The 11,815-nt window shown below is 67.2% G+C and carries 7 protein-coding genes and 1 pseudogene; 5 read left to right on the top strand and 3 right to left on the bottom strand.

Annotation, left to right across the window (positions count from 1 at the left end; all coding sequences use genetic code 11):
• The first annotated feature begins 215 nt into the window (after positions 1 to 215).
• Genes AIIKEEIJ_RS06650 through AIIKEEIJ_RS06665 form a run of 4 tightly spaced genes read left to right on the top strand, consistent with a single transcriptional unit; the run spans position 216 to position 8,471 of the window.
• A complete protein-coding gene (locus AIIKEEIJ_RS06650) occupies positions 216 to 3,920 on the top strand; it encodes a DUF6079 family protein (protein ID WP_161995253.1) in 3,705 nt (1,234 codons plus the stop codon).
• Complete coding sequence (pglZ, locus tag AIIKEEIJ_RS06655; RefSeq protein WP_161995254.1) at positions 3,917 to 6,574, top strand: BREX-2 system phosphatase PglZ; 2,658 nt, start codon at positions 3,917 to 3,919, stop codon at positions 6,572 to 6,574. Before AIIKEEIJ_RS06650 ends, pglZ begins: the two co-directional genes overlap by 4 nt.
• On the top strand, positions 6,571 to 7,851 hold the full coding sequence (gene brxD / locus AIIKEEIJ_RS06660) for a BREX system ATP-binding protein BrxD (protein ID WP_338020914.1): 1,281 nt from the start codon (positions 6,571 to 6,573) through the stop codon (positions 7,849 to 7,851). Before pglZ ends, brxD begins: the two co-directional genes overlap by 4 nt.
• Positions 7,848 to 8,471, top strand: a complete 624-nt coding sequence (locus tag AIIKEEIJ_RS06665; RefSeq protein ID WP_003934891.1) for a hypothetical protein — start codon at positions 7,848 to 7,850, stop codon at positions 8,469 to 8,471. The genes brxD and AIIKEEIJ_RS06665 overlap by 4 nt, the downstream gene beginning before the upstream one ends.
• A 108-nt stretch (positions 8,472 to 8,579) precedes the next feature.
• Here AIIKEEIJ_RS06665 and AIIKEEIJ_RS06670 read toward each other — a convergent pair whose 3' ends face one another.
• Both AIIKEEIJ_RS06670 and AIIKEEIJ_RS06675 read right to left on the bottom strand, forming a co-directional pair.
• Positions 8,580 to 8,915: a type II toxin-antitoxin system HicB family antitoxin gene (locus AIIKEEIJ_RS06670; protein WP_003934890.1), complete on the bottom strand. Its 336-nt coding sequence runs from the start codon at positions 8,913 to 8,915 to the stop codon at positions 8,580 to 8,582.
• On the bottom strand, positions 8,912 to 9,163 hold the full coding sequence (locus AIIKEEIJ_RS06675) for a toxin HicA (protein ID WP_037216603.1): 252 nt from the start codon (positions 9,161 to 9,163) through the stop codon (positions 8,912 to 8,914). Before AIIKEEIJ_RS06675 ends, AIIKEEIJ_RS06670 begins: the two co-directional genes overlap by 4 nt.
• 116 nt (positions 9,164 to 9,279) lie before the next feature.
• Between AIIKEEIJ_RS06675 and AIIKEEIJ_RS06680 the strand changes: the two genes are divergently transcribed.
• A complete protein-coding gene (locus AIIKEEIJ_RS06680; RefSeq protein WP_161995255.1) occupies positions 9,280 to 11,385 on the top strand; it encodes a DEAD/DEAH box helicase in 2,106 nt (701 codons plus the stop codon).
• Positions 11,386 to 11,398: 13 nt separating this feature from the next.
• Here the strand turns inward: AIIKEEIJ_RS06680 and AIIKEEIJ_RS06685 are convergent.
• Positions 11,399 to 11,815, bottom strand: a pseudogene (locus tag AIIKEEIJ_RS06685) (hypothetical protein); the annotation flags it as partial.

An 11,815-nucleotide genomic window follows, 5' to 3' on the forward strand; every position in this document is an offset into this window, starting at 1 on the left:
TGCTCTTTCGTCGAGTCGAGTTGGTAGCTCTCTCGAAGAATCACGCGGTGACCGTCTTTCGTCCGGTTACGACACGCCGGTCATCGGATCCGATCCGGCTCGTACACCATCCTGATGGACGCAACCAACGTCGCCGTCCTTTGGCAGGATGAACTTCACAGCGACCTCCACCACGGCCGCTGTCTCGAGAACCATGAAGGAGGGGCGGAGTAGGCGTGAGCATTCTGCTGCGGGACGTCATCGACATTCCTGAACGCATCGGCGCCGACGACTACGTGCTGCGTCTGACCGACAGCACCGACAACGACGCACACATCCGCGCCACCGTCGACTCCTACGTGCTCACCGACTCGCTCAAAGACAACTTCGCGGCCGCGATCTCTCTCATCTCCGACGCGATCACCAAGAACACCTCCCGCGGCGCCTACCTCGCCGGGTCGTTCGGCTCCGGTAAATCGCACTTCATGGCGGTGCTCTACGCCCTGCTCGGCAATCACCCGGCCCTGCGCACCGAACGATTCCGCGACCTCACCGACCGCTACGACGCCAACATCGCCGGCAAGAAGATCCTCAGCCTCACCTACCACTTCCTCGGCACCAAGTCGATGGAAGAAGCGATCTTCCGCGGCTACGTCGACCAGATCCGCCGCCTCCACCCCGAAGCGCCGCTGCCCGCTCTGCACGTGTCCGACACCCTCCTCGCCGACGCCGAGCACCTGCGCGAAAAAATGGGTGATGAGCGGTTCCTCTCCGGACTCGGCGGCGACAGCGCGGACGGCGACGACGCGTGGGGCGGACTGGTGTCCGACAGTTGGACCCTCGAGCGGTACCGGGCCGGACTCGTCGCCCCCGCGGAGAGCGAGGAGCGCAAGGAACTCGTCTCCGCACTGGTGCGCAACTACTTCACGTCGTTCCTCGAGCAAGCCGAATACGTCGACCTCGACCGCGGCCTGAGCGTCATCTCCGAGCACGCCAGAGAACTCGGCTACGACGCCGTGGTGCTGTTCCTCGACGAACTGATCCTCTGGCTGATCTTCTACGTGCGCAACAACGAGATCTTCAGCCGCGAATCGCAGAAGATCACTAAACTCGTCGAAGGTTCCGGTAACCCACGCCCCATCCCGCTGGTCTCCTTCATCTCCCGGCAGATGGACCTGCGCAAGTGGCTCGCCGACGCGGGTGCCTCCGGCGCCGAGCAGGACGCCACCGACCGCGCCCTGCAATACCAGCAGGGCCGATTCCGCACCATCGAACTCGGCAACGACAACCTCGCCGAAGTCGCCAACATCCGTCTGCTGCAACCGAAGAACGCCGAGGCCAAGCAAACCCTCGACGATGCGTTCCGCTCCGTCACCCGCAGCCCCGACGTATGGGACGTGCTGCGCGATTCGATGAACACCACCGAGGAGCATCGCGGCGCCTCCGAACAGGAATTCCGGCTCACCTACCCGTTCTCCCCGGCGCTGGTGGCCACGCTGCGCGAACTCGCCTCGGTGATGCAACGCGACCGCACCGCGCTGAAGGTGATGCAGCGCATGCTCGTCGAACGCCGCGACACCCTCACCACCGCCGACCTCATCCCCGTCGGCGACGCCTTCGGTCCCATCGTCGACGGCGATGAACCCATCGACGGTGTCGCGTCCACCCTGTTCAAGGCGGCCGACTCCCTCTACCACGACAAGCTGCTGCCGCTGCTGCTCACCCGCCATCAGGTGACCCAGGAGCAGCTCGACACCGACCCCGATTCGGTGCCCGCCGGGTTCCGCGCCCACGACCGTATCGCCAAGACCCTGCTGCTGTCTGCGATCGCCCCGAAGGTCCCTGCGCTGCGCGACATCACCGCGTCCCGGCTCGCCGCGCTCAACCACGGCTCCATCAAGACCCGCATGAAGGGCGGCGAAGCCCGCGTCGTCCTCGGCGTGGTGCGCGAATGGTCCAAAGACGTCCCCGAGATCACCGTCTCCGAGGGCACCAACCCGATCATCCGGGTGCAGCTGTCCAGCGTCGACTACAACTCCGTCCTCGAACGCATCCGCGGCGAAGACAACACCGGCAAGCGCAAGGTGCTCATCCGCACCCTCGTCCACCAGGCGCTCGGTGTCGACACCAAACAGGACGACCTCGCCGGCGGTGCCACCCGCACCGTCATCTGGCGCGGTTCCCGCCGCGAAGTGGATGTGGTGTTCGGCAACGTCCGCGACGCCTCGTCGGTGCCCGAACAGAACTTCGACAACCGGCCCGGCACGTGGCGGCTCGTCGTCGACTACCCCTTCGACGAGGGAGAGTTCTCCGCGGCCGACGACATCGCCCGCATCGACCGACTCCTCGCGGGCGGCGACCGGCACACCATCGTGTGGCTGCCGAAGTTCTTCTCCGACGAAGCCAGACAAGACCTCGCGCTGCTCGTCAAGCTCGACTGGCTGTTCGGCGGCACCGGAGACCGCTGGCAGGAGAACACCGATCACCTGTCGCCCGCCGACCGGGCGCAGGCCCGAGGCATCCTCGAAAACCTCTACCGGGGAACGCTCAACGCCTTCCAACGACTCCTCGAGCAGGCTTACGGTATCGAAGCGCCCGACCCGAAATACTTCGTCGACGACCCCGGCCACACCGAGATCCTCGTCTCGCTCAGCAAGGACTTCAGCCCGAAACTGCCCACTGCGCTGAACCTGCGGGACGCCTTCGACAAGGTCGTCGACCAGGCATTCGGGGCGCAATACCCGAATCATCCGCAGTACCCGAGCCCGGATGACGAGGTCACCACTCGCCACTACGAGATCGTGCGTGGTTTCGTCGAGGAGGCGGTCGCGGATCGTCAGGGTCGGGTACCTACCGCCGGCGCCGAACGCAAGGTTGCGCAGCGCATCGCCGCGCCGCTGAAGGTGGGCAAGGCCACCGAAGACCACTTCCTGTTCGGGGAAGACACCTTCGCCTACTGGGCCGGTGAACTCGACCGCGCGGCCGCCGAAGCGGACCGCGTCACCGTCGGCGCACTCCAACATCGCATCGACGCCGTCAGCCCCGCATGGGGTCTGCGTCCCGAAGCCCGCGACCTGATCGTCGCTGCATGGGCGTTGCTGCGGAAACGCGCCTGGTTCGAGGCGGGCGCGCCCGTTCCGGCACCGCCGCTCGGCCGGATGCGAGAAAGCATCGAACTGCGCGCCGAGGAACTACCCGAGCAGGCAGCATGGGACGCCGCCCGCACCACCGCCACCTACCTGCTCGGCTACACCATCCCGCGTACCTTCCTCACCGGCGCGAACGTCGCCGACTTCGCACAACAGGTACGAGCCCGAGCGGGGGAGAAGACCTCAGACCTGCGTCAGCTCGCCGACCGGCTCGCCGACGCCCACCGCGCCCTGAAGCTGGACGTCGCCGACACCGACCGCATCAGCGTCGCCCGCGCGCTCGTCGACTACCTCGAAACTCTCGCCTCCACCGCCGGCAACGTTGCGCTGATCGACCTGCTCGCCACCACACCGGTGCCGGGTTCCGCGGAATCCGCGGGGCGGATGCGGACCGAAGCCGCCCACGACGCCGCAGCGCTGCGGGGCTTCCAGTGGAGACTGATCGGAGCATTGCTTGCCGGTGCCGAAACCGGCGGTGAGCGCGGAGAATCTGCGCGGGTGATCGTGAAGAAGCTCGAGGAGCTGATCACCATCCCCGGCGTCTCCCTGGCCGACGAACTCAACCGCACCGAGACCCGCGTGGTCGAGTGGGTGGTGAGCGAACGCGTCGACGACGATCCCGATGACGACGCTGACGACGAAGACGACGACACTTCCGGCGGCGAGGTCGTCACGGACCCCGACGAGGTGACCCTCGACGACATCGTCGATATCGAGTCCGTCACCAGACGACTGCGCGCCGCCCACAAGAAGCACGGCAAGCGTCTGCACGTGAAGTGGTGGGTGGAGTGAACACCCTCACCGCCACCCGTCCGATCATCACCGCCAAGCTCGCGAAGGCCGTCGAGAAGCGTTACAAGGGCGGTGTTCTCGGGCTACGTGCCGCGCCTGCGTGGGACGGCGGCACCTTCCACCACGACGGAACCCCGGTGACTGTCGTGCCGTGCCCATCCACCCTCGCCGTGTGGGAAGCCCTCGAATCCCGCGCCGACGATCAGTGGCTCGTCATCCTCACCCCCGTCGACGACAAGGATCTCGGTGACGGGGTGCTCGCCCACCTCATCGACGGCCGGCTCCTCAGCCCCGACCCGTGGGACGCGCTGCGCTCGACGTTCGCCGCCACCACCATCGAACCCGCCCTCTACCGCGTACCCAACGACCGGGCATTGGCGCTCGGATTGCTCGCGGCGATCCCCACGGCCGCGATCACCCCCGCGCCGGGTGGTGTGCTCACCCGCACGCACGTGATGTCCACCCTCGCGCGCGGTGTTCTCGCGATCACCGACGATTCCGCCATCGAGATCGACACCCTGGCGATCCTCGAATGGAGCCGTCGTTCCGACGTGACCGACAACCTCGCCCGCCTCCGCGTAGACGGTGGCCCCGAGGTGATGAAGGCCGTCGCGGAGTGGCTTGCCGAACGAGCGGGAAGACTCGGCAAGCCCGTGGCAGCGCTGCTGCAATCCCAGCGGATCACCGAGCTGGTGCCACTCGGACTTCTCGCCGGGCTGGTCACCGACCCCACCAGCACCCTCGAGCGGGGACTGTTCCTCGGCGAGTACGGACTCCGTCGCCTCGACATCGAGGACCTCGAAGCCTGGCACGACGACACCTCCGGGCTCGTCGTCGGCACCCTGATCGAACGGGAACGGCGGGCGGTCCTCGAATCCGCAGCTGCACACGTGCGCGAGCTGAGCATCGAACATCTCGCCGAGCGGTCCGAACTGCTTCCCCAGGGACTCACCGCGCGCCTCGACGAGCTCGCGAGGGCGATCGAGGTTGCCCTGCCCGGCGACGCCTCGTACGGCCCGAAGCAGGGCGGCATCGACAGCGTCGAACTAGCGTGGCAGAGGGTCTTGCAGCACCTGTCGGCGCGCATCTCCACGTCCTGTCGAGCTGCCGAAGCGGCCGTGCGATTGCTGCGGTGGCTCGCCGTGGACACCCCCACCGCAGGTGGGCTCGACACGTTGACCCACCGGTACGTCGACGTCGACGGCTGGGTCGATGCCGCCCTCGTGACGGCGCATCGAGGTTCGGATCATCGGCGTCTGGCCGAGGCGATCACCCGGGTCATCGCCCTGGTCACCGCGCGCCGTCGCGGTCACGACCGCCGGTTCGCCACCGCCCTCGCCGACACGCCGCACCCCACCGGGGCACTCGTCGAACAGTTGCTGCCGGCCGTGGTGCTGCCCCTGGCCAAATCGGCGCCCACGCTGCTGATCGTGGTCGACGCGCTGTCCGTCGCGGCCGCAACGGAACTTGCTGCGGCCGCTGCGGAAGCAGGTTGGACGGAGGCGGGTGTGCTCGGATCCTCCCGTCGGACGGGTGCGCTCGCGGTCCTGCCCACCCTCACCCAACGCAGCCGCTGCTCGCTGCTAGCCGGTGAGCTGCGGGAAGGAAACGACGCGGCCGAACGCACCGGCTTCCTAAAGCTGCTGCGTGATGCGAAGTTGGAGGCGGCCCCCGGGCGTATCGACCCGATCTTCCACAAGAAGGCACTCGACACCGTGCCCGCCGGTGCGGACCTGGCCACTGACGTCGCCAACGCCATCGCCGACACCGCCGGCCGTCCACTCGTGGCCGCGGTGCTGAACTTCGTCGACGACACTCTTCACCACACCGACCCGGGCGGAACCGACTGGGGCATCGACACCATCACCCACCTGCGTGCGCTGCTGCACGCCGCGCAGCGGGCCGGTCGGGCCGTGATCATCACCTCCGACCACGGGCACATCATCGAGCGTCGCACCTCCGTCAAACGCGACCGCGTCACGGTGTACGGGCAGCGCGCGCACGGCGACCTCGACCGCGTGGAAGACGGCGAGATCCTGGTGCGGGGGCCGCGGGTGCTCACCGACAGTTCTGCCGTGGTGCTCGCCGTGGACGACACCATCCGCTACGGCCCCATCAATGCCGGCTACCACGGCGGGGCCGGCCCCGCCGAAGCCGTGGTGCCCGTGCTCGCCCTGCACACCGGCGAGCGACCGGACACGCTCACCGCGCTCGACCCGGTCGAACCGCACTGGTGGCACAGCCCCGTCCGGCTCGATACCCCCGAGGTGAGCCCCGCGCCGGCTGTGAAGCAGGCGGCGCCCACCCTGTTCGACAGCGACGAACCCGCCGTCCTCGCCGCCGGGACGGACGTGGCCGAGCGGGTGCTCGCCACCACGGTCTTCGCCGACCAAGTCCGTCTGGCGGGCCGGATCGTGGTGCGCGAAGACCAGATTCGCGCGTTGCTGACCGCGCTGCTCGCGGCCCCCGCGCGGGAGGTGACCACCGCCCACGCCGCGGCCCTCCTGGGATTGGCTCCGAGCCGCGTCGGTGGGGCGTTGTTGCAGGTCAAGCGGGTGCTCGACGTCGAAGGCTACGAGGTGCTGCTGCTCGACAGCGGCGTCGTCGGCCTCGACGAGGCGGCGCTGCGCGAACAGTTCGGGATCGGGTCGTGACCGCGGCGGTGTCGCCACGTCGGCGACGAGAAATCCTCGACGCGCTGCGCCGCGGCACCGTCCCCGCGAACGGCCTCGACCAGCTCGCCGTCGGACTGGGCCGGTTCGAGGCCGAACTCGACGCCGAGCTCGGGGTGGTGGCCGGTGGGGGAGCGATGTTCAAGGCGGTGCGCGGCGACTACGGCTCCGGCAAGACGTTCTTCGCCCGCTGGCTCGCCGACCGCGCCACCAAACGCGGTTTCGCCGTCGCCGAGGTACAGATCAACGAGATCGACACGCCGCTGCACAAACTCGAAACCGTGTACCGGCGCAGTATCGAATCGCTGCGCACCGCGTCGATCCCGCCGTCCGCGCTGCGTCCGATCCTCGACGCGTGGCTGTTCACCATCGAGGACGACGCGACGGAGCAGGGTGTGGGCGTCGACGACCTGCTCGAACGTCGCCTCGCCGAGGTCGCCGCGCGCGCACCAGTGTTTCCCATGGCAATTCGTGCCTACCGGCAGATGGTGGCCGAGGGGGACAACGACGGTGCCGACGGGCTGGTCGCGTGGCTCGGCGGCCAACCGCACGTCGCGGCGTCGGTCAAGCGCCGCGCCGGCATCAAGGGCGACCTCGATCATTTCCTGGCACTCGGCTTCCTACGCGGACTACTCGCGGTACTTGCCGACGCCGGCAACGCCGGTCTGCTGCTGGTGCTCGACGAGGTCGAGACGTTGCAGCGGGTGCGCTCCGACGCCCGCGCCAAAGCACTCAACGCGCTGCGCCAGTTGATCGACGAGATCCACGACGGGCATTTCCCGGGCCTGTATCTGCTGATCACCGGCACACCGGCGTTCTTCGAGGGTCGGCAGGGCATCCAGTTGCTGCCGCCGCTCGCCGACCGCCTGCACACCGACTTCTCCCGCGACCCGCGCTTCGACAACCCGCGCGCCCCGCAACTCAGGCTGACCGGCTTCGACCTGGATCGGCTCGTCGAGCTCGGTGGACGGGTGCGGGATCTGTTCTGTAGCGGAATCGACTCCGCCGAACGTGTGCGGGCGACCGCAGACGACGAGTTCCTCCGCCGCTTCGCCGGTGCGGTCGCCGGCAGTCTCGGCGGTCGCGTCGGGATCGCGCCGAGGTTGTTTCTGCGCAAACTCGTCGACGTCCTCGACGTGATCGAGTTGCACCCGGACTTCGACCCGTACACCGATTACGAGATCAAGATCGGGGCATCCGAGTTGTCAGAGGCCGAGCGGGAGGTCGTGTCGGCGGACGATGTGGAGCTGGACCTGTGAGCTGCCTCGAGATTCCGAGCAGCCCGCGCGCGTTGAGTGACGACACACTCCGCCTGGCGCGGCTCGAACAGGCGAAGAAGGCACCATCGGTTCTGGAACTGAACCGGCTGATCTGGCGCATCAGCAACCGGGAAGAAAGCCTCGACCGCCTTCCGTACCTCGATCCGACCTACGGCGGTGTCGACGCGGACGTCATTCTGTTGCTCAAGGCACCCCAAGCCGACGCAGATCCGAGACGAGGAGCGGGTCGGTTGATCTCGCTCGACAACGACGACGAAGTGGCCGCGACACTGTTCGAGATGTTCCGCGAACTCGGGATCGAGAGGCGTCGGTGTGTTGCGTGGAATATCTGCCCGTTCGAGATCCGCAAGTTCAATCCCGACGACGCCGAGCTGGCGAAAGGGAAGAAGTACTTCCGGTCCTTCACCGAACTGATCCATTGCCCGCAAACCGTTCTGGTGCTGGGCAGCAAAGTTGGGGACGGGTGGAAGAAGCATTCGTTCGATGATGTAGTGCCTGGTGCGCACGTGGTCTTCGGCCCATCGCCGTCCCCTCCGGGAATCAACCGGCCCGGCGCTCGAGACGAACTCCGTGCTGCCCTGGTCGGAGCATTCGGTTGAAACGTCCGGTCACGGTGTGGCGGCAGGTGCGCGGCGATCGCCGTCGCGGATCTACTTGCGGCTGCGGACGACGGGCCGATGAACGAGTGGGTGTCTGGGTGCGACGGGCTATGCGTTCGCCAATCGCTGGACGGCTAGCTGGTTAAGAGAGACGTGACGTTCTGCAGCTTCGATTGCGAGACGTCGATGCAGCTCGGGGGAGGTGCGAACGTAGATCGTACCGCTGTAGGAACGTTCGGCGAAGGGTTGCGGCACGGTTTCGCCGTTGGTGATCATATCGCCGATCACACTCTCGACGAGACGGACAAGGCCGGCCAATGCTTCGCTCTGATCGCTTTCGAGCCACGACAATCCCGGGAACTCCAGCACGGTGGCCACGTACTCGTCGTCGTCCGGCGACCACTGAACTCGGTAGCTGTAGTGACGTGCGTCCGGTCGGCTCATGACTCCTCTTCCATCTTCTCGATCGCTGCCAACACCTGTTTGACCTGGTACGGCTTGGCCTCCCCGTTCTTGCCGCGCTGGATGTTCACGCGTGGATCGCCCGGCCACGGTGTTCGAAACACGGCGTGACTACCCCCATCGTGGCGAGGTGGCCCGAAGACTTCCACACACAACCGATGCAGATCCTCGTAGCGGACGTTCCGGGGATTTTGGGCGATCCTCGATCGAAGCTTCTCTGCTTTCGACACCTCTCAATGCTAGCGTATGCGCTAGCGCCACGCGGGAGTGAAGTTGCTGTTGACAGTCCTGACGCGAATGATCGACGAGTGTCCCCGAACCCGCATGTGATCGAGCGATTCGATTCATGACCGACAGCGCATTCACCCTCCTCCATCCCGGCGTGCAGTACCACCTCGTCAACACACTGCGTTGGGACGGCCTTCGCCCCACTCAAGCCGTCGCCGTCGAACCGATCCTCGCGGGCGAGGACGCCCTCGTCCTCGCCCCGACCGCGGGAGGCAAGACCGAGGCGGCGGCTTTCCCTCTGCTCTCGGCGATGGCCGAGCACGATTGGCAGGGCACGTCGGTGCTCTACGTGTGCCCGCTGCGGGCACTGCTCAACAACCTCCAACCACGCATGCACACTTACGCCCAGTGGCTCGGCCGCACCGCCGCCGTGTGGCACGGCGACGTCGGCCAGTCCGCGCGGCAGCGGATCCTGCGGGACCGCCCCGACATCCTGCTCACCACTCCCGAATCGCTCGAAGCGATGCTTGTGTCCACCAAAGTCGACCCTCGGGTGCTGTTCGCGGGGTTGCGTGCCGTCGTCGTCGACGAGGTCCACGCGTTCGCCGGCGACGACCGGGGCTGGCACCTCCTTGCTGTACTGGAACGGCTCGCGCGTATCGCCGGCCGTCCCCTGCAACGGATCGGGCTGTCGGCGACGGTGGGCAATCCCGACGAGCTACTGCGGTGGTTGCAGGGTGGGACTCCGGGACGTCCTTGTCGAGTTGTCGACCCCGCGGTTCCCTCTGTGTCGACGCCACCCGAGATCACCGTCGACTACGTCGGCTCGATCGACAACGCCGCCAAAGTCATCGCTGCCCTGCACCAGGGCGAGAAACGCTTGGTGTTCGTCGACTCGCGACGCCGCGCCGAAGAACTCGGTGCGGCTCTGCGCGAACGGGGAGTGACCACCTTCTTGTCGCACTCGTCGCTTTCGGCTGCCGAGCGGCGCCAATCCGAAGTGGCATTCGCCGAGGCGCGGGATACGGTGATCGTCGCGACATCCACCCTCGAACTCGGAATCGACGTCGGCGACCTCGACCGCGTCATCCAGATCGGTTCGCCACGCACCGTCGCATCGTTCCTCCAGCGTCTCGGCCGCACCGGCCGCCGCCCCGGCACCACCCGCAACTGTCTGTTTCTCGGCGTCGACGACGAACAGGTACTGCTCACCCTGGGCATGCTCGAATGCTGGTCGCGCGGATGGGTGGAGCCGATTGTCGCACCCCCGTCCCCGCGGCATATTGCTGCGCAGCAGATGCTGGCGCTGTGCCTGCAGGAACACCGACTCGGGGAGAAGAGTTGGCGGCAGTGGTGGGGTTCTCTGCCCATCTTCGACGAGCACGCCGACGAGATCATGGCGTTCCTCTGCGCGCAGGGCTTCTTCGAGCGCGACGGGAGCTTCCTGCACATCGGACCCGAGGCCGAGCGCCGATTCGGACGGCGATACTTCTCCGACCTGACGGCCGTCTTCAGCGCCCCGCCCGAATTCGCCGTGCTGGCCGGACGCAATGAAGTCGGCACCGTGGGCACCGATCTGCTGGTCGAAGAGGTCGATGGCCCCCGCGTACTGTTGCTCGGTGGTCGCTCGTGGATGGTGACTCATATCGATTGGCAACGGCGCCGGTGTTTCGTGGAACCCGTGGATGGCGGCGGGAAGGCCAAGTGGTCCGGTACAGGCGGCGGGGTGTCCTACGACATCACACAGGGCATGCGCGCAGCGCTGCTCGGCGCCGTACCTGCAGGAGTTACCCTGACCCGACGCGCGGATACGGTGCTTACGGAACTACGGCAGGGCTACGCCGACAGCGTCGATCCGGATGCCTCCGTGCTCACGATGCCGTCGGAAGGCTCGGGACGGTGGTGGACCTGGGCCGGCACCGCCGCCAACCGCACTCTACAAGCATCGCTTCCGGCGCTGGTCGATCCCCGTCAGCGGGTCGACGAGAAGTCGTTGCGTCTCCTTCCGAACATCGCGCCGGCCGATGTGAGTGCGGCCCTGGCCGATCCTCGTTGGACCCTCCCGCACGTCGCGCAGAGCGCCGTGGCCGGACTGAAGTTCTCCGCCGCGCTGCCACCGGGACTTGCCGAGAGAACCCTGGCGGTGAGGCTCGCGGACGAACCGCATGCCCGAGTTGTCGTTGCGACGCGTCGGCGGATCCATCGGACCGCCCACGACGAATAAGCACCCGTCCGAGTCATGCACTACTCGCATACAGCGTCCGGTGAGTGCGGTCGTGGGCAGCGCGAGGATCAGCCCGCCTGCGAGCGCTCGGCACCCCGATGGGTGCTTCCGGCCACTCGAATCCGATGCGGCGGCACGGGCAGCGAACTGCTCTGCCGAGTTCGTCGTCAGGCCGCCAGCCGTACTCGTCGCAGTTGCCGCAGGTGGGTGGAAGTTTCGGCCGCGGCGGACGCAGTTCCTGCCAGGTCGGGATCCACGCTGCCGCCGAGCGGGCGGGATCTTGTGGTCGATGGCGTTCGAGTGCCGCGCGCACGAGCGCGTCGATGCCGTGGACGTCGACCGCGTGCGCGATCATCGAGGCCTTCTCCGCGGTGAGGGTGTCGAACCGGGCGGTGAGACCGGCCCGGCGGCACGCCACGGCCAGTTTCTC

The sequence above is a fragment of the Rhodococcus sp. YH1 genome, assembly GCF_009939605.1.
Classification (GTDB): domain Bacteria; phylum Actinomycetota; class Actinomycetes; order Mycobacteriales; family Mycobacteriaceae; genus Rhodococcus; species Rhodococcus aetherivorans.

Coding starts and splice junctions, on each gene's coding strand:
- AIIKEEIJ_RS06680 (WP_161995255.1), top strand. CDS start 9,280: ATGACCGACAGCGCATTCACCCTCCTCCATCCCGGCGTGCAGTACCAC.
- AIIKEEIJ_RS06670 (WP_003934890.1), bottom strand. CDS start 8,915: ATGAGCCGACCGGACGCACGTCACTACAGCTACCGAGTTCAGTGGTCG.